This window comes from Klebsiella sp. KPN54798 (assembly GCF_021184225.1).
GTDB classification, from domain to species: domain Bacteria; phylum Pseudomonadota; class Gammaproteobacteria; order Enterobacterales; family Enterobacteriaceae; genus Klebsiella; species Klebsiella pneumoniae.
Genome location: NZ_CP089234.1, coordinates 931,692 through 953,852, shown reverse-complemented (window position 1 = coordinate 953,852; position 22,161 = coordinate 931,692). Strand labels below are relative to the sequence as shown.

Sequence of the window (22,161 nt, the reverse complement as noted above, 5' to 3'; positions counted from 1 at the left end):
GATGCTCAAAACCATTTCCCCGCTTATATCGCCGGAACTACTGAAAGTGCTGGCCGAAATGGGCCATGGGGATGAAATCATTTTTTCCGATGCCCATTTCCCGGCGCACAGCATGGGGCCGCAGGTGATCCGAGCCGATGGCCTGCGAGTCAGCGATCTGCTGCAGGCGATTATCCCGCTGTTCGAATTAGACAGCTATGCGCCGCCGGTGGTGATGATGGCCGCCGTCGAAGGCGATGCGCTCGACCCGACGGTGGAACAGCGCTATCGGCAGGCGCTATCGGCGCAGGCCCCCTGCCCGGATATCGTGCGGATTGACCGCTTTGCCTTCTACGACCGGGCGCAAAAAGCCTTTGCGATCGTTATCACAGGAGAGTGCGCTAAGTACGGAAATATCCTTTTAAAAAAAGGAGTCACGCCGTAATCTCATGCCGGAGCGTCTGCCTGATGCAGACGCTCAATCAATGATGGGATGAGAATAAATGAAAGCAGCCCGCCAGCAGGCGATCGTCGATCTCCTGATCACCCACAGCAGCCTGACCACCGAAACGTTGTCAAAACAGCTCAACGTCAGCAGGGAAACTATTCGCCGCGATCTGAGCGAGCTGCAGGCGCAGGGCAAAGTGCTGCGTAACCACGGCCGGGCCAAAGTGATCCACCAGCGCAGCCAGGACAGCGGCGATCCTTTCCACATGCGCCTGAAAAGCCATTACGCGCATAAAGCCGACATCGCCCGCGAAGCGCTGGCCTGGATTGACGAAGGGATGGTGATCGCCCTCGATGCCAGCTCCACCTGCTGGTATCTCGCCCGCCAGCTGCCGGACCGCCCGCTGCACGTCTTTACCAACAGCCAGCCCATCTGCCAGGAGCTGGCCAAACGCGACCAGATCACGCTCACCTGCTCCGGCGGCACTCTGCAGCGGAAATATGGCTGCTACGTGAACCCGGCGCTGATTTCCCAGCTGAAATCGCTGGAGATCGATCTGTTTATTTTTTCCTGCGAAGGCATCGACCCGCAGGGCGCGCTGTGGGACTCCAATGCGTTCAATGCCGACTTCAAATCGATCCTGCTTAAGCGGGCGGCGCAGTCGCTACTGCTGATCGACAAAAGCAAGTTCAACCGCTCCGGCGAGGCGAGGATTGGTCATCTGGATGACGTGACGCATATTGTGTCGGATGCGCCGCAGCCTTAAGGGGAAGGCCGGAGGACGCGCACGCGTCTCCGGCCTGAGGGGGAAGGATTAACGCTCGTCGCGACGTCCGCCGACGGCGGCCCACAGGCGGCGCACGTGAACGGTCACCTCTTCACGATCGTGATACAGCTGACGCGCCTGGATCTGGGCGTTAACGCCGTGCTCGTCCAGCTGGGCCTGAATATAGGCCAGATTCTGCGACACCTCTTCATAGCGCTTTTTCATCGGCAGCTTGAGGTTGAAGATGGTCTCCCGGCACCAGCCGTTGACCAGCCACTGCGCCATCAGCGCCGCCACCTTCGCCGGTTTCTCCACCATATCGCAGACCATCCACGAGATGTTGTTGCGGTTCGGACGATAGCGGAAACCGTCTTCGCGCAGCCAGGTCACCTGGCCGGTATCCATCAGGCTCTGGGCCATCGGGCCGTTATCGACCGAAGAGACCCACATGTTGCGCTTCACCAGCTGATAGGTCCAGCCGCCCGGGCAGGCGCCGAGATCGACGGCATACATGCCGTTCGCCAGACGCTCGTCCCACTCGTCCGCCGGAATAAAGACGTGGAACGCCTCTTCCAGCTTGAGGGTGGAACGGCTCGGGGCGTCGGACGGAAACTTCAGCCGCGGAATGCCCATATAGAACGGTGAGTTGTTGTTGCTGTATGAGTAGCCGGTATAGCAGCAGCCGGGTGCGATAAAGAACACATGCACCACCGGTCGCTTTGGCGTTTCATAGTTGGTCAGCACGCCCGCCTCGCGCAGCGCCGCGCGTAACGGCACCGTAAACTTGCGGCAGAACTTCATCAGCTCTTTGCTTTCGTTGGTATCCGCCACTTCCACACGCAGCTCGCCACCCTTCTCCACCACGCCCTGCAGCATGCCGACGATCGGGGTTATGCGATCCTCCGGCGGCAGGTCGCGCAGCAGTTCGCCGACCACAAACATCTGTCGGGCGAAAATTAGCGAGCTGAACGGCAGATCGCGCACCAGCTTCTCGCCGTCGTCCTGCTGATAACCTTCAAAAATTACATAGCCAGAGTCTTCTTTGACCCGGGCAAAACCAAACACCTCAAGGCGGGCTGCCTTATCGGTAATTTCTGCTGCGCACTCTTTCTCAAACCCAGGGCGACAATAGAGGACAACCTTATTCATGAACAACGCCCTTACGTTTCAGACGAATTGCACCAATTAACATTAAAACCCAACCGGCGAGGAAGCTTACGCCGCCCACCGGGGTCACGAACGCCCACAGACGTAAATGAGAGAGCGCCAGACAATAGAGGCTGCCGCTGAACAGCACGGTCCCTAACGCCAGAAATACGCTGCTCCAGTAGAACCAGATACTGATCCGACGCTGCATCGCCACCGCCAGACCAAAAATCGCCAGGGTATGGAAGGCCTGATACTCCAGGCCGGTATGGATCCAGGCCATCTCCGCCGCGCCGAGCGATTGACTTAAGACATGCGCGCCAAAGGCGCCCAGAGCCACAAAGATAAAGCCGCTAATCGCGGCGAATATCAGCATAAAACGGCTGGTCATGTTGTTACCCTACAAGTAATTATTGTTCATAACGAAAGCGGAATTTTTCTTGTTCACTTGCCGCTTTCGCCAGGATCCACTGCCGGAAAGCGGCTATTTTACCCAGTTCTGCCTGACTGTCATGGCAAACAAGGTAAAACGCATTCTTACTGACCAGAACATCATTAAACGGACACACCAGACGACCGGCTTCAATTTCGGACTGCGCCATGACGTTGTTGGCCAGCGCCACGCCCTGCCCGTGAATGGCCGCCTGCAGCACCATCGCGCTATGGCTGAAAATCGGCCCCTGCTGCACATTAATATGGCTTAGACCAAGCTGACGGGTATAAGTTTGCCAGTCGCGGCGGGACGCATCGTGAAGCAGGGTATGTTGCGCCAGATCGGCAGGCGTTTTCAATGCTTTGTCGCCGGTGAGCAAGAGCGGGGAACAGACCGGCAGCAGATACTCGGCGTACAATTTTTCCACACGCAGGCCCGGCCAGTTGCCGCGGCCGTAAAAAATCGCCACATCAACATCGTCCGCCAGCTTATCCTCCTGACGGTCCACCGCCTGGATCCTGACGTCGATTCCCGGATAAGCTGAGTTAAAGCTTGTGAGTCTTGGCACCAGCCACTGAATGGCGAAACTTGGCAATAAACTGACCGTTAATGCCCCTTTGGCGCTGCGCGCCTGCAGTTTACGCGTCGCTTCCGTCAGTTGCGAAAAAATCTCTTTAATATCCTGAAAATAGCTCTGCCCTTCTTCCGTTAACAGCAGCGAACGATTGCGCCGACGGAACAGCTTAAGGCCCAGAAAATCCTCGAGAGACTTGATTTGATGGCTGACTGCGGCCTGCGTCACAAAAAGCTCATCGGCTGCCCGAGTGAAGCTGAGATGACGTGCGGCTGCATCAAAAACACGTAATGCATTCAGAGGTGGTAATCGCTTCGACATGGTTATTCTGGCTTAGATGTTAACTCAATTTAACAAATAGGAAACAATGATTAACCTATTAGTTTTTTTTATCTGAGCCATTATAAATTGTCCGTTGAGGTTCTACCAGCAAATACCTATAGTGGCGGCACTTCCTGAGCCGGAACGAGAAGCTTTTTTTGGAATGCGTGTTCCATCAAGCTTTTGGCTTACGGTTGTGATGTTGTGTTGTTGTGTTTGCAATTGGTCTGTTTTTGCAGACCCTGGTAGCAAAGCTACCCCTTTTCACTTCCTGTACATTTACCCTGTCTGTCCATAGTGATTTAATGTAGCACCGCAACGCGCGGTGCTTTTTTTTGCCTTTTTACTGCCTTACTCGTCCAGTTCACCCAGTTGTTTCACGTCAGAACGATTGATCTGCTGTTTGTTGCCCCACGCGTCTTTATACGAGATCATGCCAGTGTCATTATCGGTTTGCGGTTTCCCGTCGGTAACGATGGTCCGCCCATCGTTGGTATGCATCACATAGTTAGAGGAACAGGCGCTCAGGCCTAAAGTCAGCATACAGGCAGAGATAATCGCAGCGGCCTTAGTCATTTTCATTCTTCTCTCCTTACGGCTATTTATACTATTCGTAACTCGTTAAGTAATAGGTTAAAACACAAACCCAACACTTTTCAGCATAACCCTCTTTGACCGACGTGGAGTCACATTCGGACAATTCCACAGGACGCAGAGACCTTGTCACGCCCGGCAAATTGCGCGACGATCGCGGTATTGATACGAGGAATTCCATGAACGCATTCAACCCGGCGCACTTTCGCGCGCAGTTTCCGTCTCTGGCCGATGCCGGCGTCTATCTCGACAGCGCGGCGACAGCGCTCAAACCGCTGGCGGTGATCGACGCCAGCGACCAGTTTTATCGCCTGAGCGCCGGCAATGTCCATCGCAGCCAGTTCGCCGCCGCCCAGCGGCTGACCGAGCGCTACGAGGCGGCCCGCGATCGCGTGGCGGCGTGGCTTAACGCCCCTTCCGGCAAAGATATCGTCTGGACGCGGGGGACCACCGAGGCCATCAATATGGTGGCGCAAAGCTACGTCCGGCCGCGCCTGCAGCCTGGCGATGAAATTATCGTTAGCGAAGCCGAGCATCATGCCAACCTCGTGCCCTGGCTGATGGTGGCCGCGCAGACCGGCGCCAGAGTGGTCAAACTGCCGCTTGGCGCCGACCGCCTGCCAGATATCGCCAGCCTCAGCGCGCTGATTACCCCGCGCAGCCGGGTGCTGGCCATCGGCCAGATGTCCAACGTCACCGGCGGCTGCCCGGACCTGGCGCAGGCTATCCGCCTTGCCCACGCCGCCGGGATGGTGGTGATGGTTGATGGCGCCCAGGGGGCGGTGCATTTCCCCGCTGACGTGCAGGCGCTGGATATCGATTTTTACGCCTTTTCCGGCCATAAGCTGTATGGCCCGACCGGGATCGGCGCCCTGTACGGCAAAAGCGAGCTGCTGGCAGCGATGTCGCCCTGGCTCGGCGGCGGGAAAATGATCGCCGAGGTCAGCTTTGACGGCTTTACGCCGCAGCCGGCCCCCTATGGCCTCGAGGCCGGTACGCCGAATGTCGCCGGGGTTATCGGCCTCAGCGCCGCGCTGGAGTGGCTGGCGCAGAGCGATATCGGCCAGGCGGAAAACTGGAGCCGCAGTCTGGCGAGCCTGGCGGAAGAGGAACTGGCGAAACGGCCGGGCTTCCGCTCTTTCCGCTGCCAGCAGTCAAGCCTGCTGGCCTTTGAATTTGAGGGTATTCATCACAGCGATCTGGTGACGCTGCTGGCGGAGTCCGGCATTGCCCTGCGCGCCGGGCAACACTGCGCCCAGCCGCTGCTGGCGGCCTTAGGGGTCAGCGGCACCCTGCGGGCCTCTTTCGCCCCCTACAATACCCAAGACGATGTTGCGGCGCTGGTCCACGCGGTGGATCGCGCCCTGGAAATTCTGGTGGATTAATGACAACTCTGCACCCCTTCGGCACAACCATTACCGACGCTACGCTGCGCCAGATCTTCGCCCCGCTGAACCAGTGGGAGGATAAATACCGTCAGCTGATTTTATTGGGCAAAAAGCTGCCGACGCTGACCGACGAGCGCAAAGCGCAGGCCCATGAGATTGCCGGCTGTGAGAACCGCGTCTGGCTGGGCTATGAGGAGGACGCCGAGGGCAGGCTGCACTTCTTTGGCGACAGCGAAGGAAGGATTGTGCGCGGTCTGCTGGCGGTACTTTTAACCGCCGTGGAAGGAAAAACCCGCGCCGGGATCCTGGCGCAGGATCCGCTGGCGCTGTTCGACGAGCTGGGGCTGCGCGGCCAGCTCAGCGCCTCGCGCAGCCAGGGCCTCAGCGCCCTGAGCGAGGCGGTGCTCGCCGCCGCCCGCGAAAGGTAATCTCACGATTTCGCTTTCCCGCCGCCGCGCCCGGTGGGCAAACTACTTTCCGGCAGCCGCAGCGTCACGCTGCGCTTTCGCCAGCATCTTCTTCAGGGCATGCGACACCGCGACGAAGCCGAAGGTCGCGGTCACCATCGTCGCCGCGCCAAAGCCGGAAGCGCAGTCCATCCGCTTCGGCCCTTCCGCCGTGCTCTTCATTGCGCAGACGCTGCCGTCCGCCTGCGGGTAGACCAGCGCTTCCGTAGAGAAGACGCAGTCTACACCGAGCTTACCTTTGCTGTTTTTCACCACCCCAAACTGGCTTTTCAGCCGCTCGCGCAGTTTGGCCGCCAGCGGATCCTGGATGGTCTTCGCCAGGTCAGCGACCTGGATCTGCGTTGGGTCAATCTGACCACCCGCCCCGCCGGTAGTCACCAGCGGCACCTTGTAGCGGCGACACCAGGCGATAAGCGCCGCTTTCGGCCGGACGCTATCGATCGCGTCGATAACATAGCTAAAGCCGACGCCAAGATATTCCGCCACGTTTTCCGGGGTCACGAAATCATCCACCACCGTCACCCGACACTCCGGGTTGATGAGACGAATACGCTCCGCCATCACCTCCGCTTTCGCCAGCCCGACGTTGCCGCTGAGGGCGTGGATCTGACGATTGGTGTTGGTGACGCAGACATCGTCCATATCGATAAGGGTGATCGCCCCGATGCCGGTCCGCGCCAGCGCTTCCGCCGCCCAGGAGCCGACCCCGCCGATCCCGACCACGCAGACGTGGGCGTCGGCAAAACATTGCAGCGCTTTTTCACCATATAAACGTGCCGTACCGCCAAAACGCTGGCGCCAGGCATCGCTGATTACAACAGACATAGAACCTCAGAACAAAATGACAGCGCCCGGAGGCCGCCGTAAACGGCGTCATCCGGGCGCCCTGGTCAACAGGCATGGCCAGGGGAGTTAGCCGCTAAAAACATTCCCCGCGCCCGGGGCGTTTTTCAGCACCCATACGCGGCCGTAGTGGTTATACCAGCCGGCACGGTGGCCTGCGTCAGGCCCAATGCCCTGATAGATGTCGAAATGCTGGCCTTTGATGGCCCCGCCGACGTCGAGGGCGACCATCAGGCGCAGTTCGTACTGGCCGTTAAACTTGCCGTTATTATCCAGCAGAGGCACCTCGGCCAGCAAGGTGGTTCCTGGCGGAATAATCGACCGGTCGGAGGCCACCGAGGCGCGGCCGATCAGCGGCACAGCGCTGGCCCCTTTCACCGGCGCGAAAGACTGCGGTTTAAAGAACACGAACGACGGGTTCTGCTCCAGCAGCTCACGCACTTCCGCTTCGCTGTGCTTCTCACCCCACTCGCGGATCGCCTGCATCGACATATCTTCTTTCTTCACTTCCCCGCGGTCGATTAGCACTTTGCCGATGCTGCGATAGGGCCAGCCGTTTTTCCCGGCATAGCTAAAGAAGTTGAGCGGCGAACCATCGCCAAAGTCGATATAGCCGCTGCCCTGCACGTCCATGATGAAGTTATCCATCAACGAGTTGCTATACGCCAGCACATAGTTATCGCTCAGCGCGCCGGCATAGATGCTGGCGCGGGAAGGCAGCTTACCGCGCTTTGGCGGCATACGGTAAATGGGGTACTGGAATTCGCCCTGACGGGTGTGGCGCGCCTGCACCACCGGCGTGTAGTAGCCGGTAAACTGGACGTTGCCATAGTTGTCGACGCCCTGCATCTGCCAGGCGTCGATGCCAAACTGGCGCAGCGTACGGGTGTCGCCGCCGGCGCGCAGCCACTCCTGCAGCGCGTTATAGACGTTGCTCTGGCTATTATAGAGGCGTGGCGAGGCGTTACGAATTTGATTAACCTGCTCGGAGAAGTCGCCGGCGTTGATCGGTGCCCCGACGGCATCCGGCTGGTTTACCAGTGAAAACGGCTGGGTGAACTTGCCATCGCTATATTGCTGACCGCGGTCGGTCGGTTTTGAGGAACAGGCGGCGAGCATGGCCAGCATTGCCCCCGTCGCTACATATTTTGCCCAACGTCCTTTCATGGTGTCTCATCTTTTGCTGCGAAGCCTTAGTGCGTGTTGAAGATAACAAAGCGCCGGAGCTATTGAAATGCGCGATCTCATCGATGGCACAGATTTGTGTAAAAAAACACCACAACGTGGCGTTTTATAAGCCAATTCTTACAAAAATGTCGATTTGGTCGAAAAAAGGTTGCATCATCTCGCTAGCGGAGTATAGTGCGCTTCCACGGACGCGGGGTGGAGCAGCCTGGTAGCTCGTCGGGCTCATAACCCGAAGGTCGTCGGTTCAAATCCGGCCCCCGCAACCAATTAAAATTTGATGAAGTAAAGCAGTACGGTGACGCGGGTGGAGCAGCCTGGTAGCTCGTCGGGCTCATAACCCGAAGGTCGTCGGTTCAAATCCGGCCCCGCAACCAATCAAATTTGACAAAGTGAAGCAGTACGGTGACGCGGGGTGGAGCAGCCTGGTAGCTCGTCGGGCTCATAACCCGAAGGTCGTCGGTTCAAATCCGGCCCCCGCAACCAACATTACAAACACCCCCAAGGGTGTTTTTTTGTTTCTGCCGCCGGCAAAACCTCTGCCGAAAACGGGAACGGCCATTGCCGCCCCCATCTCCTGCTTACCCCTTCGGTAACACAATATTGCTTGCCGCCAGCATGCCCATGCGATGGTACATCGCGCAGGCCGCCTCGACGATCGGCATCGCCAGCGCCGCGCCGCTGCCTTCTCCCAGACGCATGCCCATATTGAGATACGGTTCGAGACCCAGGTGCGCCAACGCGATACGCGCCCCCTTCTCCGCCGAATAGTGGGACGGGATCAGATACGGTTTCACCTCCGGCGCTATCTGACACGCCGCCAGCGCCGCCGCGTAGGAGAGAAAGCCATCCAGCACCACCGGCAGCCCACAGGACGCCGCCCCCAGCATGACACCGGTCATCCCCAGCAGATCGAAACCACCGACTTTGCTCAGTACGTCGAGGCCATCATTCGGGTCGGGCTGATTGACGGCGATAGCCCGCCGCACCACCTCCACCTTGTTGCCAACCTTCGCCAGCGGCAGATTGGCGCCAATCCCGACCACCTCCTGCGCATCGCTGCCGGTCAGGACGCTGACGATCGCTGCCGCCGGCGTGGTATTGGCCATCCCCAGTTCGCCGACGCCAAACAGGGTAACGCCCTCCTGGGCCAGCGCGCGGGTGTAGCGCATCACCTCCAGCAACAGCTCCTGCCCCTGCTCACGGCTCATCGCCGGACCGCGGGCAATATTGCCGCAGCCCCGCGCCACCCGCATATTCACCACGCCGGGGAGCGGTTCGCTATCGATACCGACATCAATTACATGCACTTTCGCCCCGGCCTGGGCGGCGAGCACGCAGACGCCGGTGGTGCCGCGGGTCATATTTGCCGCCTGGATGGCGGTGACCGCCTTCGGCGAAATCGCCACCCCTTCGTCCCACACTCCATGGTCGGCGCACATCACCAGCAAGGCCTTTTTCGCCACCTGCGGCTGGCCGCCCAGGCCGGGCATTCCCGCCAGCTGCACCGCCAGCGCCTCCAGACGCCCGAGGCTGCCGGGGGGCTTGAGTAAGCCGTCGATGTGTTGCTGTGCCCGCGCCATGGCGTCGGCGTCCGGCGCGGGGATCGCCCGCAGAACCGCGTTTAAATTTTGCATACAGAATCCCTGCCAGGGCTGGCCCGGTCAGCCAGCGATTGAGTTATTTGATTTTGACGCCGATGCCGGAGACCACCAGCCAGACCGCATCCGCCGCGGCCGCCAGGCGCTGATTGACCCGCCCGGCGATATCGCGAAAATGCCGCGCCAGGCGGTTCTCCGGCACAATGCCCATCCCCACCTCGTTGGTCACCAGCACGACGTGCGCCGGACAGCGCTGACAGGCGGCAATCAGCACGCCAATTTCGTCATCAATAGCCCGTTCCATGGCGGCGTAATCCCAGCCGTCGGGGTCGCTGTCGCCGCCGAGCGCGAACAGCAGGTTGGTGACCATGGTGGTGATGCATTCCAGCAAAATCGCCTCCTCTGGGGCGATAGCCGGGGTGATCAGTTCATCAAGCTGCTGCCAGCGCTCGGCGGTGCGCCAGTGGGCGGGCCTGCCTTCGCGATGATGCTGGATCCTTGCGGCCATCTCGTCGTCAAAGATTTGCGAGGTGGCGATATATAACACCTGCGGCGCATCGGCAATCAGCGCCTCGGCATGGCGACTTTTGCCGCTGCGCGCGCCGCCGGTAACCAGAGTCAGCATAGGGGCTCCTGATGTTGGCGCATGATGGCGTAAATTTTATCGATGGCGATATGTTCGCGCATGGCCTCGGCCAGCCGATCAAACTGGCGGGTTTTATAGCGGGCATACTCCAGGGCGCTGTCCAGCGGCGCCAGCCCTTTGCGCTGGCGCAGGCCGTTGAGCAGCGCCCGGGTAAAGGCATCGCTGTCGAACAGGCCATGGAGATAGGTGCCGAACGCCAGGCCGTCGTCGCTTATCGCCCCGTCGTCCACTGCCTGCCCCGCTTTATGCAGCTGCAGCAGCGGCGGGCAGCCTGCCTCGCGGCGCGTCTCGCCCATATGAATTTCATAGCCACTGACGCCCAGCCCCGCCGCGTCGGCTAACCATTCCGGGAGCGCAGACCCCAGGGTCGCCTGCACCTGGGTGGTGGTTTTGTGCTGGGCGAAGTGGGTCACGGTCTTCAGCACCCCCAGCCCGGGCTGGGCGCCAAGGCCAGACTCCACCTCATCGATAATGGTTTCGCCCAGCATCTGATAGCCGCCGCAGATCCCCAGCAGCGGCACCTTGCGCTGCCGGGCCTGCTCGACCGCGTGCGCCATGCCGCTCTCGCGCAGCCAGCACAGATCGCCGAGGGTATTTTTACTGCCCGGGAGAATGACCAGGTCGGCGTCGGCCAGCGCCTGCGGATCGCGGACATAGCGCACCCGGACGTCTGGCTGTGCCGCCAGGGCGTTAAAGTCGGTAAAATTGGCGATATGCGGCAGGTGAACCACGGCGATGTCGATATCGCGCCGGTCGGTGCGATGGTATTTCCCGGCCTGCAGCGCGACGCCGTCCTCATCCTCCAGATCCACATCAAGCCACGGCATAACGCCCAGCACCGGCACCCCGGTCAACGCCTCGATCTGCTCTATCCCGGAGCGCAGGAGCGCCACATCGCCGCGGAATTTATTGATAATCACCCCTTTCACCCGCGCCCGCTCCTGAGGCTGCAGCAGCGCCAGCGTGCCGTAAATCGCGGCAAACACCCCGCCGCGGTCGATATCGGCCACCAGGATCACCGGGCATTGCGCCATCTCGGCCATGCCCATATTGACGATATCGCGGTCGCGCAGGTTAATCTCCGCCGGACTGCCGGCGCCTTCCAGCACCAGCGCCTCATACTCTCCGGCCAGGCTCTGGTAGACCGCGAGGATCTGCTCGCGCAGGCGCGGCTTGTACTGGTGATAGCTCACCGCGTCCATGCTGGTCGCCACCTGCCCCATCAGGACCACCTGCGCCTGACGGTCGCTGGTGGGCTTGAGCAAAACCGGATTCATGCGGACATCCGGCGCAATCCCGGCCGCTTCGGCCTGGAAAATCTGCGCCCGGCCCATCTCTTTGCCATCCGGCGTAATGCCGGAGTTCAGCGCCATATTCTGTGATTTAAACGGCGCGGTACGCAGCCCATCCTGATGAAAAATGCGGCACAGTCCCGCCACCAGTACGCTTTTCCCCACGTCGGAAGCCGTGCCCTGCAACATCACTGCCAGCGTCATGACGCCTCCTTTATCGCGCCTATCGCGTTGTTGTGCATCCGCTGAAAAAACTCCGCCTCGGTTTTACACAGCGGCAGCCCCAGTTCGCTATGAAGTTTCACCAGCCACGGCTGCGTCAATCCCGCCCTGTCCATCGTCTCCGCGCAGGCAAATACCTCGCCGGGATCCCCCGCGGCCAGTACTTCGCCGTGACGCAGCACGTAAACGGCGTCGCTCACCTCATAGATCAGATCGATATCGTGGCTGGAGATCACCACCCGCCGCCCCTGCCCGACAATGCGGCGGATGATGGCGATCATCTGCGCCCGCCCGCGTGGATCGAGGCCCGCGGTGGGCTCGTCAAGCAGCAGGTAGCGCGCCTGCAGCACCAGCGCCCCGGCGATTGCCACCCGTTTTTTCTGCCCATGGCTGAGGCACTGGATCGGCTGCTGGCGAAACCCCAGGGCATCGACGAGGGTCAACGCCTCATCCACCCGGCGGGCGATCTCCTCTTCCGCCACCCCGAGGTTACGCAGACTAAAAGCGATATCGCTGTCGATATCGGTATAGAAGATTTGCTGATCCGGATCCTGAAACACCGTCGCCACCTGCTGGCGCAGCGCCAGCAGACCGCGCTTGCTGTAATTCAGCGCCTCTCCCTGCCACAGCACCGCCCCCTGCTGCGGGCGCAGCAGGCCGCTCAGGTTCATAAACAGCGTCGACTTTCCGCAGCCGTTGGCCCCCACCAGGCCGGTCACCGCATGGCGGGAAAAATCCAGCGTCAGCCCTTTAAGTACCGGCTCATCCTGATAGCGAAACCAGAGATCGGTTGTGGCAAGCATACTTATCCTTAGAGGTGAAAATCACCCTGGTACAATTTGATATCCAGCGCCGTGCTCATCTGCTGATAGCGCAGGAGGACGCGGGTGAACAGCAGTCCCACCAGCATCGCCAGCGAGCGATAGCCCTGCGGCACGCTACCATAGCCAAAACGCAGGGTTTGCGCGCGGTGAATCGCCATCGCCTCGTCTAACAGAATAAAAATGAAGCGCCAGGTCAGCAGGATCTGCTCCGTCAACAGCCGCGGTACGCGACCGCGCTTGAGTAAAATAATCAACTGCGGGAAAGGCAGATTAAGCACCAGCCAGAGCGTCGCCGCCATCGCCGCCAGGCTGCGCCAGAAGGTCTCCCCGGCCACGGCCAGCCCCGGGGCGGAAATCCCTATCGAGAAAGCGCCCAGCCGAAAGCTCGCTAACAGCATCTGCGGGTCGCGGCTGACGCTGAACAGAATGGTCAGCACGCCGACCAGCAAAAAGCCAAAGGGTAGCGCCATCCAGCGGCACCAGCGCCAGAATGAGACCCGCAGCAGCCAGCAGGTCAGCGCGGCGGTCAGCGCCAGCGTCAGCGCCTGGCCCCACGCCGGCAGCGTAAAGGCCAGCACCATCAGCAGTAGCCAGAGCAGAAACTTACGCTCTGGCGCCACCTGCAACCAGCGGCTCTGGTAGCTGAGTCGGTCAAACCCGGTCATCACGGCGCTGTCTGCCCCTCGCATATCCGAGAATGTAAAAAATCACCGCCGCGCCCAGCGAGCCCTGCAGGGTAAACAGCAGGCTCTCAATCTCGCCGCTCGCCGGTTCATATAGCGGCTGGAACCAGGGTTGATAATCCGGCGCCACCACCTGGATCTGGCTCTCCGCTTCGCCGTCCGAGCCGCCAAACTCGCCGCCGTGGTTAATAAAAAATGGCAGGATCATCAGGGCGGCCACCATCGCCAACAGGATCAGGGTCTTTTTCATATTAATGTGCCTCCGCGGCGATCAGTCGCCGTTTGGTTAGCTGATCGTAGATCATCACGGTGAGCAAGCCTTCCGCGATGGCTATCGGGATCTGCGTCAGGCAGAAGATGCCCATAAACTTGGCGATCGATCCACCTGCCCCGGTTGCCGGATCGGGAAAGGCCACCCCGAGCTGGACGGAGGTGACAAAGTAGGTCATCAGATCCGCCAGCATGGCGCAGAGAAAGACCCCGACATCGCGACGGATCCCCGCCCGACAGGCCAGCTTCCACACCAGATAGCCGACCATCGGGCCGATCACCGCCATCGACATCCCGTTGGCGCCAAGGGTGGTCAGGCCGCCATGCGCCAGCAGCAGCGCCTGGAACAGCAGAACGATCGCCCCCAGCACCGCCACCACGCCCGGCCCGAAGAGGATCACCGCCAGACCGACGCCGGTCGGATGCGAGCAGCTGCCGGTCACCGACGGGATCTTCAGCGCCGAAAGAACAAAAATAAACGCCCCGCAGAGGGCCAGCAGCACCTTCTGATTGCTCTCTTCCTGAACGATACGCCGCAGGCGCACCAGGCCGTACCACAGGCAGGGTAAAAACAGCAGCCACCACGCCAGCGCCCACATCGGCGGCAAAAAGCCCTCCATGATATGCATGGCGAACGCCTCCTGCGGGACGATGATCAGCAGAACAGCGGCCGCCAGCCCCCCATACGAAAGCTGCTTCAGCGATTTCACCTGATTCATTACGCCTCCTCCCATTGTTTGTTAACCAGGATGGTCGAGAAATAGGGCAGCGGCTGGTCATCGCTGACCTCGCGCAGACGGCGCCAGCACTGCTCGCCCGGCAGGGTGGCCTCTGACATCATCAGCGCCGCATCCAGCAGCCCCGCCTGCGCCAGCAGCGCCTTAATGCGGGCAAAGCGGCCGTAGACTTTCATCAGCACCAGACTGTCATGCTGGCGCAGCGCCGCGGCAATGTCCGCTTCCGGCGCGGTACAGGAGATCACCGCCAGCGACTGCTGCTCCATAGCCAGCGGGGTTTTCGCCCGCGCGGCAATGGCGGCGAAGGAGGTAACGCCAGGGACAATCTCCAGCCAGTCCGGGCAGCCAATCCGCTGCAGCAGAAAGACCCAGGTGCTGAACAACATGGCGTCGCCGAGGGTGATAAATCCGACCTGCCTGCCCGCCGCCACCTCCTGGGCCAGCGCCGCGGTAACGTCGTTCCACACCGCCTCTTTTTCCGCGCTGTCGGCGCTCATCGGAAAATGGCAGCAGCGGACCTCCGTGTGTGCGCCAAGGTACTCGCGCACGATGGAGAGCGCGAGGCTGTCGCCGCCTTTGCGGCCGGCTGGCGCATACAGCACATCCAGCTGGCCGAGGATCCGCGCCGCACGCACGGTGATCAGATCGGCCGCCCCCGGCCCGGTGCTCAGGGCGTAGAGTTTGCCGCTCATGCTGCTTTCTCCATCGCGTTATTCAGCGCCTGCTGCAGATGGGCAACAAACATTGCCCGCACCGCCGGATTTTCCCCTAACCCGTTCAGCCACGGCGTGGCAGGAATACCGGCGGCATTAAAGCGGGTTTTCCACGAATCGTCTTCGTCGGAGGCCATATCATTAATGGCATGATCGCCGGCCACCAGCATCAGCGGCATCAGATGCACGCCGGTCACGCCCTGGCGGGAGAGTTCGTTAATGACGATGTCCACTTCGGGATAGCTTTCCACCGCCCCCACCCGCGCCGGAAAACCCTGCACCGCCATCATATGATCCAGACAGGCGTAGGCCGCGAAGGCGTGGTGGCTGGCGCCGTGCCCCATAAACACCACTCGCTCCGTCGCCGCCAGCGGCGGCATCTGCTGGCGCAGGGCCTGCATCAGCTGCACATAATCGCCATGACCGCTCAACAGCGGCGCGCCCAGCGTCAGACGCTGAAAGCGCGGGCGCATACTCTGCACTTCGCGAACGATCTTCTCGTACTCGTCGCCGTTGATAATGTGCAGGGACTGGACAGCCACATCCTGGTATCCCTGCTCGGCCAGCTTTTGCAGAGCCTGCAGCGGAGTATCGATATGAATACCATCGCGCTGCTGCAGTTTGCGAATAATCATCCCCGAGGTGAAGGCGCGGAACAGCGTGCGGTCCGGGCAGCTGGCGGCCAGATCGCGCTCGCAGGCGTCGATGTTCTTTTCGCGGGTGTCGTGATAGCTGGTGCCAAAGCTCACCACCAGAAGTGCTTTTTTCATATCCTCTTCCTCAAGTCGCCGACAGCCAGCGCGTCAGCCGCGCAGTGAAATCGGCCTGGCTTTGCAGTAGTTCATCGCCCGTCACCAGCGGCGCCGGACGGGTAATGACGATGCAGGGGATCCCCGCATCAAGACAGGGTTGTACTTTTTCCTGATAGCCTCCTTCCGCCCCCGAGGCTTTCGTCACCACAACATCGGCCCGGCACTGGCGATAAAAGGCGGCGTTAAATTCGGCGCTGAACGGCCCGCAGAGGGCAAAGATCTCCCCGACGCCAAACCCCAGATCGCTACAGTGCTGAACCACCTCCGGCACCGGCAGCACCCGGGCGAGCAGCGTTTTCTCCGCCAGTCCCGCCCGCCAGGCCGCCAGATCTTTGCTGCCGGTGGTCAGCAGGATCCGCTCGCCGAAGCGACGAGCCACCGCGCAGGCCTCGTTCAGATCGCCGACCACGTGAAGTAGCGGATGGCGCAGATCGCTCAGCTGCTCCGGCCTTTGATAGCGGCTGAGCAGAACCCCGACGCTAGCGCAGGCGCGCACAATATTCTGGCTGACCACCTCGGCGTAGGGGTGAGAGGCATCGATCACCCAGCGGGTGCGCTGCGCTCTGAGCCACTCCGCCATCTGCTGCCACTCCATTCGCCCGCAGCGTATCTGCCCGCGGATATCGCCGGCCAGCCGCTCGCCGGTAGGGGTCGCCACCGACAGGGTGTAGCGCACGTCGGCGGCGTCCAGCTGCTGGCAGATCGCCCGCGCATCGCTGGTGCCCCCGATAACCAGCACGTCGCCGTGATTCACAGCGCGTAGCCTCGCGGGGTGATCATCAGGCCGTTGTCGATGTAAGTCGCTTTGTTGCCAACGATCACCAGACTGGTCATATCCACTGGGGCAAAATCCATCTCCCCGAGGGTGGTCAGCCATTTCTCCTGCTTTTTGCGTCCGGCGGATTTGACTACGCCGACCGGCGTATCTGCGCTTTTACTGGCCGCCAGCAGCGCAAAGGCGCGCGCCAGATGTCCTTCGCGGCCGCGGCTGCGGGGGTTGTAGAAACAGATAACGAAGTCCGCTTCCCCGGCGGCGACTATGCGTTTTTCAATCACCGGCCAGGGCGTCAGCAGATCGCTAAGGCTGATATGGCAGAAATCATGCATCAGCGGCGCGCCGAGCAGCGAGGCGGCGGCGATACTGGCCGTCATCCCTGGGATCAGGCGGACCTCAATGTCCAGCTGCTGCTTATTAACCAGCTCCAGCACCAGCCCCGCCATGCCGTAGATGCCGGCGTCGCCGCTGCTGATCAGCGCAACGTTGTGCCCGGCCTGCGCCAGCTTGATGGCCGCCTGGCAGCGCTCAATCTCTTTGCACATGCCGGTTTTGATCACCTGCTTGTCGCCGGTAAAGGCTTTTACCAGGTGGGTGTAGGTCTTGTAGCCCACCACGATCTCTGCCGCCTGCAGGGCCTCCACGGCTTCCATGGTCATCATCGCCTGCGAGCCAGGGCCAATTCCGATTACGCTTAACATCAGTGTGTTACTCCCAAAGTAATGGTCACGCCCTGCTCACGCAGGGTTTCGCCGGACAGGTTTCCCTGACTCAGCAGCCAGGCCACCGGGCCGGAGACGCTGCCGACGCCGACCGTCTCCCGGACAAAAGACGAGGCCGGAAAGCGGTGCTCGTGCTCGCGCAGCGCCTCGGCGCTAAAGGTTTCGAACGGCACCCGGCAGCGGTGAGCCAGCTGGCGCAACCCCGGCTCGTTTGCCTTCAGGCTCACGCTGCCGATCGCTTTCAGCGCCAGCGGGTCAAGACGCTGAGCGGCAAGCTGGCGATCCAGCAACGTACTGAGCAGCGCGCAGGGGGTGTCGCGCCGACAGCCGATCCCCGCCACCACCCGCTGGGGCACCAGCTTCCAGTGAGGCACCGGCAGCGGCGGCAGCGACCGGCGCAGGGTGACGCAGATCAGGGCGTCGAGCGCCGGCAAGCGCGCCAGGTCGCTTACCGGGATAAACCCGCGCCGGTCGCAGCGGCTTAGCGCCCCGGTAAATTCGCCGTCGCACCACAGCCCCACCCGCTTACCGCTCACCAGCATCTGGTTAACGGTTTTCACCGCCGCGCGAAAATCGGTCATCCGGGCGTTCAGCTGGAAGGCCAGCGTGTCGAGGGCGGCCAGCTCGTTGACGTCGGTGGCGGTGGTGATCACCGGGTCGGCGTCGAGCATCCCGGCGAGATAGCGGGTCAGCGCATTGGCCCCCCCGGCATGGCCGGAGAGCAAGCTGATGACGTGCCGGGCGCGCTCATCAATCACCACCACCGCCGGGTCGCTGAGCTTGTCATTCACCAGCGGGGCCAGCACCCGCACGGCAATCCCGGTGGCGCCGATAAAAATCAGCGCCGAGAAGCTGCTGAACGCCTCGCGGGCAGCGCTGGCAAAGCCGCCGTTGAAGGGGATAAACCCCTCTTCCTGCAGCGCTTCGCTGGTGTAACAGGTAAGCGGCAGCATGGCCGCCAGCCGTTTTGCCAGCCGCACGCCGCCGGGCGTCAGGCAAAACAGGGCAATGGATTCAGGCTTTACGGTATTCATGGCTAAAATCCGCTGCGTACAGTTTTGAGTAGTGATACTCATCGCCGAGGAAGGGGCCGACCAGGATCAGCGCCGTTTTGCGGATCCCGGCGTCGCGTACTTTGTCGCCGATGTCCGCGAGGGTACCGCGGACGGTCTGGCTTTCCGGCCAGGTGGCCTTGTAGATCACCGCGACCGGGGTGGTCGCGGGGTAGCCGCCCTCCACCAGCCGCTCCGCCACCCGGTGAATACGTTGCACCGACAGGTAAATCGCCATCGAGGTTTGATGGCTGGCAAAGGCTTCCAGCTGTTCGCGCGCGGGAACCGGTGTGCGCCCTTCCAGACGGGTAATAATCAGACTCTGCGAGACTTCGGGTACCGTGTACTCCACCCCCAGCTCCGCCGCCGCGCCGAGGAAAGCGCTGACGCCCGGCACCACCTGCCAGCGGATCCCGCGGCGGGTCAGCTCTTCGCCCTGCTCGCGCACCGAGCCATATAGCGAGACGTCGCCCGTCTGCAGACGCACCACCGTTTTTCCCGCCTTCACCCCCGCCTCCATCAGGTCGAGGATCTGCTCCAGATGCAGCGCGGCGCTGTCGTGGCACTCCGCCTGTGGCGGACAGTAGGCCAGTAGCTCGGTGTTGATCAGCGACCCGGCGTAGATCACTACCTGCGCCTGCTGTAGCAGACGGTAGCCTTTGAGAGTAATCAGTTCGCGATCGCCCGGACCGGCGCCGACGAACCACACGCAATGGGGATCAAAAGTCTCAGCCATGGTTTTCTTCCTTCTGACAGGCGATGACAAAAACGGGATTATGGGGTTTGAAGTAGTGGCCGCTACCCAGGGTAGCCAGGGTGGAGACCGCCAGCTGCTGGCAGTCCACCTCGTGGATGCCGCTCTGCCGCAGGTGCGCCAGGGCGCTATGAAGGTTTTCCTGCAAAATAAAAGTCATCACCAGCCGGCCGCCAGGATGCAGCTGCGCCAGCGACCAGTCGATCAGCGCCGTCAGGTGGCCGCCGCTGCCCCCCATAAAGATCGCGTCGGCTTTGTCGGCGACCGCCAGCGGCGCAACGCCCGCCACGATAGCGATGTTGTCGCAGCCAAAGCGCTGCCGGTTCTCCGCCAGCAGGCGCAGCGCGTCGGCCTGACGCTCAATCGCCGTCACCCGCAGCGCCGGGTTCTGTAGAGCAGCCTCAATGCTGACGCTGCCGGTGCCCGCGCCGATATCAATCAGATGGCGCGCCCGGTGCAGCTCCAGCTTCGCCAGCGCCAGCGCGCGCACGGCCTCTTTGGTCATCGGCACCTGGGCGCCGCGCAAAAACAGCTCATCTTTCATCGAGGATCACCACCGCATTCATCTCATATTCGTCCTCCACGGCGCTGACCGGCAGCCAGTGGATCCGCTCGTTTTCCATCGCCAGGTTCTCGCCTATCACCATCCAGCGATGGCCTTTGCCGCGGGCCATCAGCTGGGCGGCTATCTCCCGCGGTCCGCAGCGGCCGTCGGTCACCATGGCGACTTTCCGGTGGGCGGCCAGAGCATCGAAGCTCACCGCCCGGCCATGGCTGCTGGTCAGCCACATATCGTTCATGTCGATGCCCGCCCGGGCGCAGAGGTACTGCACCGCGCTGATGCCGGGGATCACCTGCACTCGTTCCCGGCCAAAATGGGCAATCAGCCGGGTGCCAATGCCATAGAACAGCGGATCGCCAGAGGCCAGCACCACGACGCGGCGCCCGGTACGGGCCTCAATCCACGCCAGCAGCGCCGGCATATCGGCCCCCAGCGCGAAGCGCTCGCCGGCGAAGTCGGGAAACTGCTGGAGATGGCGGCTGCCGCCCACCAACGCCTCAGCGGCGGCGATTGCCTCGCGCGCGGCCGGGATCAGCCACTGCAGCCCCGCCGGGCCCATTCCCACGACCGTCAACATGTCAGCTCCCGGGCAATCGCCTCCAGCGGACGGCTGCTGCCCAATACCTGGTTATCAAAAGAAAACAGAACCGCGTCGCAGGTGGGCGGTTGCTGAGTGAAGCGCAGCGTCTCAAGAACACGCTGGCAGATTCGCTCAGCCAGATGGTTATAGAGGCGCTGGTATCCCCAGGCGTCGATATGCTCCATTGCCGCTTCGGTAGTGTCGCACTCGCTGACCAGCGTCAGCAGCGGCAGCGGCGCGCCAAGCAGCGCCAGATGAGCGACGAGAGTTTCCATCCGCGCATCGGCGATATGGCTATGGGTATGAAAGATCCCGGCGGCGATTTTGATCAGTTTGCCGGGATGGCCAATGAGCACAATCTGGCGGAAACCGAGCCGAACCGCCTCTTCAATCATGTAGCCGACGAAGTTGCTCATGGTGACCACCATCTGCGGGTCGATGCCCATCTGCTCGCGGACAAAGCGCTCACCGTGGTTGCCCGGCACCAGCACCACGCGCTCCAGCCCGGCGGCGCGTTTTATCTCCAGCTCGAGGGAGAGCGAGCGCTTCCAGCTCTCTTCCGACATCGGGGTAACGATCCCCGTGGTGCCGATAATCGAGATGCCGCCGAGGATCCCCAGCCGGGCGTTATAGGTTTTTTGCGCGCGAAGTACGCCTTCCGGAGCAAAAATCTCCACCTGCGCGCCGCGGGTAGGACCTATCGCTTCGCGCACGGCGGTCTCGATGGTGTGTCGCGGAGTGCGGTTTATCGCCGGGCTGCCTGTCGGCAGGCCGATCCCTTTGCGGGTCACCGTGCCGATACCCTCCCCGCCCTGCAGGCTAATCTCTCCGCTGTCATTGAGGGTGACCCGGGCAAAAATCAGCATGCCGTGGGTGGCGTCGACATCATCGCCGCCGTCTTTACGGATCGCGGCGACCGCCTGCTGCCCTTCGACGTGCGGGGACTCAACGTTCAGGCACAGGGTGACGCCGGAGGGGGTGACGATCGAGACCTGATGAATCAGATGCTGGCGCATCACCATCAGCGCCGCCACTTTTGCCGCCGCTGTGGCGCAGGAGCCGGTGGTGTAGCCCTTGCGCAGCGCTTTGCCGTGATGCCACACCGGGGCGTCAAAGGTCTGATCGCTCATTGCGCCTCCCGCAGGTGGTAAAGCAGAGCGTTCACAATCGCTGCCGCCACGTTGCTTCCCCCTTTGCGGCCGAGCGCGGCGATGGCCGGCAGGCCGCTCTCGCTGAGCGCCGCTTTCGACTCCGCCGCGCCGACGAACCCGACCGGCACCCCCACCACGCCGCCGATGGCGGTCTCGCGATGTTCCAGCAGGCGAAACAGCGCGGTTGGCGCATTGCCGAAGACGAACACTTTCTCCCCGGGCTCCTGCACCGCAATATCCACCGCCGCCATCGAGCGGGTCATCCCCCGGCTTTGCGCCTCGCGCACCACCCGCGGGTCGCTGATATAGCAGCGGCATTCGCCGCCAAAGCGGGCCAGCAGGGTTTTGTTGATCCCGGACAGCGCCATGGTGGTATCGGTATACAGCGTGCAGGGCCTGCTCAAGGCCTCACTCAGCGCGATCAGGGCATCCGGAGAAAACCACAGAATATCCAGCCAGTCGAAGTCAGCGGTGGTGTGGATCACCCGCTTGATAATCGCCTCGTGCAGCGGGCTGGCGAAACGGTAGTCCGGTCGCGTTTCGGCGATGATCTCGCTGATGATGTCGAAGCTTTTCGCCTCGATCGCCTGCGGTTGTTGGATGTACTGCATCAGGTTCTCC

At 61.7% G+C, this 22,161-nt stretch carries 27 protein-coding genes and 3 tRNA genes; 7 read left to right on the top strand and 23 right to left on the bottom strand.

What is annotated here, in order from left to right:
- Position 1 precedes the first annotated feature (1 nt).
- Both fucU and fucR read left to right on the top strand, forming a co-directional pair.
- Complete coding sequence (fucU, locus tag LPQ25_RS04765) at positions 2–424, top strand: L-fucose mutarotase (protein WP_002915538.1); 423 nt, start codon at positions 2–4, stop codon at positions 422–424.
- 58 nt (positions 425–482) lie between these two features.
- Positions 483–1,193 (top strand): L-fucose operon activator, encoded by a 711-nt coding sequence (fucR, locus tag LPQ25_RS04760; RefSeq protein ID WP_004142883.1) that lies wholly within the window; start codon positions 483–485, stop codon positions 1,191–1,193.
- Positions 1,194–1,241: 48 nt separating this feature from the next.
- Here fucR and rlmM read toward each other — a convergent pair whose 3' ends face one another.
- From rlmM to LPQ25_RS04740, 4 genes are all read right to left on the bottom strand, one after another.
- Entirely contained in the window at positions 1,242–2,342 is a 1,101-nt protein-coding gene (gene rlmM, locus LPQ25_RS04755) for a 23S rRNA (cytidine(2498)-2'-O)-methyltransferase RlmM (protein ID WP_002915541.1), read from the bottom strand.
- Positions 2,335–2,730: a DUF423 domain-containing protein gene (locus LPQ25_RS04750; RefSeq protein ID WP_002915543.1), complete on the bottom strand. Its 396-nt coding sequence runs from the start codon at positions 2,728–2,730 to the stop codon at positions 2,335–2,337. The genes rlmM and LPQ25_RS04750 overlap by 8 nt, the downstream gene beginning before the upstream one ends.
- Before the next feature lie 19 nt (positions 2,731–2,749).
- Positions 2,750–3,667 (bottom strand): glycine cleavage system transcriptional regulator GcvA, encoded by a 918-nt coding sequence (gcvA, locus tag LPQ25_RS04745; RefSeq protein WP_002915545.1) that lies wholly within the window; start codon positions 3,665–3,667, stop codon positions 2,750–2,752.
- Between the two features lie 351 nt (positions 3,668–4,018).
- Entirely contained in the window at positions 4,019–4,243 is a 225-nt protein-coding gene (locus LPQ25_RS04740) for a YgdI/YgdR family lipoprotein (protein ID WP_002915549.1), read from the bottom strand.
- A gap of 197 nt (positions 4,244–4,440) precedes the next feature.
- On the opposite strand from LPQ25_RS04740, the gene csdA reads away from it, so the two are divergent.
- Both csdA and csdE read left to right on the top strand, forming a co-directional pair.
- Entirely contained in the window at positions 4,441–5,646 is a 1,206-nt protein-coding gene (gene csdA, locus LPQ25_RS04735) for a cysteine desulfurase CsdA (RefSeq protein WP_014907002.1), read from the top strand.
- A complete protein-coding gene (gene csdE / locus LPQ25_RS04730; protein ID WP_004142894.1) occupies positions 5,646–6,077 on the top strand; it encodes a cysteine desulfurase sulfur acceptor subunit CsdE in 432 nt (143 codons plus the stop codon). Before csdA ends, csdE begins: the two co-directional genes overlap by 1 nt.
- Positions 6,078–6,119: 42 nt before the next feature.
- Here the strand turns inward: csdE and tcdA are convergent, their stop codons facing one another.
- Positions 6,120–6,941, bottom strand: coding sequence for a tRNA cyclic N6-threonylcarbamoyladenosine(37) synthase TcdA (gene tcdA / locus LPQ25_RS04725; protein WP_004174602.1), 822 nt, complete (start codon positions 6,939–6,941; stop codon positions 6,120–6,122).
- Between the two features lie 87 nt (positions 6,942–7,028).
- Positions 7,029–8,126, bottom strand: coding sequence for a murein transglycosylase A (gene mltA / locus LPQ25_RS04720; RefSeq protein WP_002915579.1), 1,098 nt, complete (start codon positions 8,124–8,126; stop codon positions 7,029–7,031).
- Positions 8,127–8,336: 210 nt separating this feature from the next.
- On the opposite strand from mltA, the gene LPQ25_RS04715 reads away from it, so the two are divergent.
- From LPQ25_RS04715 to LPQ25_RS04705, 3 genes are all read left to right on the top strand, one after another.
- Positions 8,337–8,413 (top strand) — tRNA-Met (locus LPQ25_RS04715).
- 33 nt (positions 8,414–8,446) lie between these two features.
- Positions 8,447–8,521 (top strand) — tRNA-Met (locus LPQ25_RS04710).
- 32 nt (positions 8,522–8,553) lie between these two features.
- Positions 8,554–8,630, top strand: a tRNA-Met gene (locus LPQ25_RS04705).
- A 95-nt stretch (positions 8,631–8,725) separates the two neighbouring features.
- Here LPQ25_RS04705 and cobT read toward each other — a convergent pair.
- The 17 genes from cobT to LPQ25_RS04620 are packed head-to-tail and all read right to left on the bottom strand — an operon-like array spanning position 8,726 to position 22,151.
- On the bottom strand, positions 8,726–9,781 hold the full coding sequence (gene cobT / locus LPQ25_RS04700) for a nicotinate-nucleotide--dimethylbenzimidazole phosphoribosyltransferase (RefSeq protein ID WP_014907001.1): 1,056 nt from the start codon (positions 9,779–9,781) through the stop codon (positions 8,726–8,728).
- Positions 9,782–9,824: 43 nt separating this feature from the next.
- Entirely contained in the window at positions 9,825–10,370 is a 546-nt protein-coding gene (cobU, locus tag LPQ25_RS04695) for a bifunctional adenosylcobinamide kinase/adenosylcobinamide-phosphate guanylyltransferase (RefSeq protein ID WP_014907000.1), read from the bottom strand.
- Complete coding sequence (locus tag LPQ25_RS04690) at positions 10,364–11,887, bottom strand: cobyric acid synthase (protein ID WP_014906999.1); 1,524 nt, start codon at positions 11,885–11,887, stop codon at positions 10,364–10,366. The genes cobU and LPQ25_RS04690 overlap by 7 nt, the downstream gene beginning before the upstream one ends.
- On the bottom strand, positions 11,884–12,708 hold the full coding sequence (locus tag LPQ25_RS04685) for an energy-coupling factor ABC transporter ATP-binding protein (protein ID WP_004174593.1): 825 nt from the start codon (positions 12,706–12,708) through the stop codon (positions 11,884–11,886). Before LPQ25_RS04685 ends, LPQ25_RS04690 begins: the two co-directional genes overlap by 4 nt.
- Before the next feature lie 8 nt (positions 12,709–12,716).
- A complete protein-coding gene (locus LPQ25_RS04680; protein WP_014906998.1) occupies positions 12,717–13,394 on the bottom strand; it encodes an energy-coupling factor ABC transporter transmembrane protein in 678 nt (225 codons plus the stop codon).
- Positions 13,381–13,662: an energy-coupling factor ABC transporter substrate-binding protein gene (locus LPQ25_RS04675; RefSeq protein WP_002915619.1), complete on the bottom strand. Its 282-nt coding sequence runs from the start codon at positions 13,660–13,662 to the stop codon at positions 13,381–13,383. The genes LPQ25_RS04680 and LPQ25_RS04675 overlap by 14 nt, the downstream gene beginning before the upstream one ends.
- Position 13,663: 1 nt before the next feature.
- On the bottom strand, positions 13,664–14,401 hold the full coding sequence (gene cbiM, locus LPQ25_RS04670; RefSeq protein WP_002915621.1) for a cobalt ECF transporter S component CbiM: 738 nt from the start codon (positions 14,399–14,401) through the stop codon (positions 13,664–13,666).
- Positions 14,401–15,111, bottom strand: a complete 711-nt coding sequence (locus LPQ25_RS04665) for a cobalt-factor II C(20)-methyltransferase (RefSeq protein WP_014906997.1) — start codon at positions 15,109–15,111, stop codon at positions 14,401–14,403. The genes cbiM and LPQ25_RS04665 overlap by 1 nt, the downstream gene beginning before the upstream one ends.
- On the bottom strand, positions 15,108–15,902 hold the full coding sequence (gene cbiK, locus LPQ25_RS04660; protein WP_014906996.1) for a sirohydrochlorin cobaltochelatase: 795 nt from the start codon (positions 15,900–15,902) through the stop codon (positions 15,108–15,110). Before cbiK ends, LPQ25_RS04665 begins: the two co-directional genes overlap by 4 nt.
- Positions 15,903–15,912: 10 nt before the next feature.
- Positions 15,913–16,698, bottom strand: a complete 786-nt coding sequence (locus LPQ25_RS04655) for a cobalt-precorrin-6A reductase (RefSeq protein ID WP_014906995.1) — start codon at positions 16,696–16,698, stop codon at positions 15,913–15,915.
- A complete protein-coding gene (locus LPQ25_RS04650; RefSeq protein ID WP_014906994.1) occupies positions 16,695–17,420 on the bottom strand; it encodes a precorrin-3B C(17)-methyltransferase in 726 nt (241 codons plus the stop codon). Before LPQ25_RS04650 ends, LPQ25_RS04655 begins: the two co-directional genes overlap by 4 nt.
- Positions 17,420–18,475 (bottom strand): cobalt-precorrin 5A hydrolase, encoded by a 1,056-nt coding sequence (gene cbiG, locus LPQ25_RS04645; RefSeq protein WP_004174586.1) that lies wholly within the window; start codon positions 18,473–18,475, stop codon positions 17,420–17,422. The genes LPQ25_RS04650 and cbiG overlap by 1 nt, the downstream gene beginning before the upstream one ends.
- The gene (locus LPQ25_RS04640) at positions 18,456–19,229 is read right to left on the bottom strand and encodes a cobalt-precorrin-4 methyltransferase (protein ID WP_004149602.1); all 774 of its coding nucleotides are present in this window, start codon (positions 19,227–19,229) and stop codon (positions 18,456–18,458) included. The genes cbiG and LPQ25_RS04640 overlap by 20 nt, the downstream gene beginning before the upstream one ends.
- The gene (locus LPQ25_RS04635) at positions 19,222–19,791 is read right to left on the bottom strand and encodes a decarboxylating cobalt-precorrin-6B (C(15))-methyltransferase (protein ID WP_002915684.1); all 570 of its coding nucleotides are present in this window, start codon (positions 19,789–19,791) and stop codon (positions 19,222–19,224) included. Before LPQ25_RS04635 ends, LPQ25_RS04640 begins: the two co-directional genes overlap by 8 nt.
- Complete coding sequence (locus tag LPQ25_RS04630; RefSeq protein ID WP_004174583.1) at positions 19,781–20,386, bottom strand: cobalt-precorrin-7 (C(5))-methyltransferase; 606 nt, start codon at positions 20,384–20,386, stop codon at positions 19,781–19,783. Before LPQ25_RS04630 ends, LPQ25_RS04635 begins: the two co-directional genes overlap by 11 nt.
- On the bottom strand, positions 20,380–21,519 hold the full coding sequence (gene cbiD / locus LPQ25_RS04625) for a cobalt-precorrin-5B (C(1))-methyltransferase CbiD (RefSeq protein ID WP_014906993.1): 1,140 nt from the start codon (positions 21,517–21,519) through the stop codon (positions 20,380–20,382). Before cbiD ends, LPQ25_RS04630 begins: the two co-directional genes overlap by 7 nt.
- Entirely contained in the window at positions 21,516–22,151 is a 636-nt protein-coding gene (locus tag LPQ25_RS04620; RefSeq protein ID WP_002915711.1) for a cobalt-precorrin-8 methylmutase, read from the bottom strand. Before LPQ25_RS04620 ends, cbiD begins: the two co-directional genes overlap by 4 nt.
- Positions 22,152–22,161 lie beyond the last annotated feature (10 nt).

Bases quoted from the DNA above. Each gene is read 5' to 3' on its own strand.
- cbiD (WP_014906993.1), bottom strand. From the start codon at position 21,519: ATGAGCGATCAGACCTTTGACGCCCCGGTGTGGCATCACGGCAAAGCG.
- cbiM (WP_002915621.1), bottom strand. From the start codon at position 14,401: ATGAATCAGGTGAAATCGCTGAAGCAGCTTTCGTATGGGGGGCTGGCG.
- cobU (WP_014907000.1), bottom strand. From the start codon at position 10,370: ATGCTGACTCTGGTTACCGGCGGCGCGCGCAGCGGCAAAAGTCGCCAT.
- mltA (WP_002915579.1), bottom strand. From the start codon at position 8,126: ATGAAAGGACGTTGGGCAAAATATGTAGCGACGGGGGCAATGCTGGCC.
- LPQ25_RS04620 (WP_002915711.1), bottom strand. From the start codon at position 22,151: ATGCAGTACATCCAACAACCGCAGGCGATCGAGGCGAAAAGCTTCGAC.
- fucU (WP_002915538.1), top strand. From the start codon at position 2: ATGCTCAAAACCATTTCCCCGCTTATATCGCCGGAACTACTGAAAGTG.
- fucR (WP_004142883.1), top strand. From the start codon at position 483: ATGAAAGCAGCCCGCCAGCAGGCGATCGTCGATCTCCTGATCACCCAC.
- csdE (WP_004142894.1), top strand. From the start codon at position 5,646: ATGACAACTCTGCACCCCTTCGGCACAACCATTACCGACGCTACGCTG.
- LPQ25_RS04640 (WP_004149602.1), bottom strand. From the start codon at position 19,229: ATGGCTGAGACTTTTGATCCCCATTGCGTGTGGTTCGTCGGCGCCGGT.
- tcdA (WP_004174602.1), bottom strand. From the start codon at position 6,941: ATGTCTGTTGTAATCAGCGATGCCTGGCGCCAGCGTTTTGGCGGTACG.
- LPQ25_RS04650 (WP_014906994.1), bottom strand. From the start codon at position 17,420: ATGTTAAGCGTAATCGGAATTGGCCCTGGCTCGCAGGCGATGATGACC.
- LPQ25_RS04675 (WP_002915619.1), bottom strand. From the start codon at position 13,662: ATGAAAAAGACCCTGATCCTGTTGGCGATGGTGGCCGCCCTGATGATC.
- LPQ25_RS04630 (WP_004174583.1), bottom strand. From the start codon at position 20,386: ATGTTGACGGTCGTGGGAATGGGCCCGGCGGGGCTGCAGTGGCTGATC.
- rlmM (WP_002915541.1), bottom strand. From the start codon at position 2,342: ATGAATAAGGTTGTCCTCTATTGTCGCCCTGGGTTTGAGAAAGAGTGC.
- csdA (WP_014907002.1), top strand. From the start codon at position 4,441: ATGAACGCATTCAACCCGGCGCACTTTCGCGCGCAGTTTCCGTCTCTG.
- cobT (WP_014907001.1), bottom strand. From the start codon at position 9,781: ATGCAAAATTTAAACGCGGTTCTGCGGGCGATCCCCGCGCCGGACGCC.
- gcvA (WP_002915545.1), bottom strand. From the start codon at position 3,667: ATGTCGAAGCGATTACCACCTCTGAATGCATTACGTGTTTTTGATGCA.
- LPQ25_RS04665 (WP_014906997.1), bottom strand. From the start codon at position 15,111: ATGAGCGGCAAACTCTACGCCCTGAGCACCGGGCCGGGGGCGGCCGAT.
- LPQ25_RS04685 (WP_004174593.1), bottom strand. From the start codon at position 12,708: ATGCTTGCCACAACCGATCTCTGGTTTCGCTATCAGGATGAGCCGGTA.
- LPQ25_RS04635 (WP_002915684.1), bottom strand. From the start codon at position 19,791: ATGAAAGATGAGCTGTTTTTGCGCGGCGCCCAGGTGCCGATGACCAAA.
- cbiG (WP_004174586.1), bottom strand. From the start codon at position 18,475: ATGAATACCGTAAAGCCTGAATCCATTGCCCTGTTTTGCCTGACGCCC.
- cbiK (WP_014906996.1), bottom strand. From the start codon at position 15,902: ATGAAAAAAGCACTTCTGGTGGTGAGCTTTGGCACCAGCTATCACGAC.
- LPQ25_RS04750 (WP_002915543.1), bottom strand. From the start codon at position 2,730: ATGACCAGCCGTTTTATGCTGATATTCGCCGCGATTAGCGGCTTTATC.
- LPQ25_RS04680 (WP_014906998.1), bottom strand. From the start codon at position 13,394: ATGACCGGGTTTGACCGACTCAGCTACCAGAGCCGCTGGTTGCAGGTG.
- LPQ25_RS04690 (WP_014906999.1), bottom strand. From the start codon at position 11,887: ATGACGCTGGCAGTGATGTTGCAGGGCACGGCTTCCGACGTGGGGAAA.
- LPQ25_RS04740 (WP_002915549.1), bottom strand. From the start codon at position 4,243: ATGACTAAGGCCGCTGCGATTATCTCTGCCTGTATGCTGACTTTAGGC.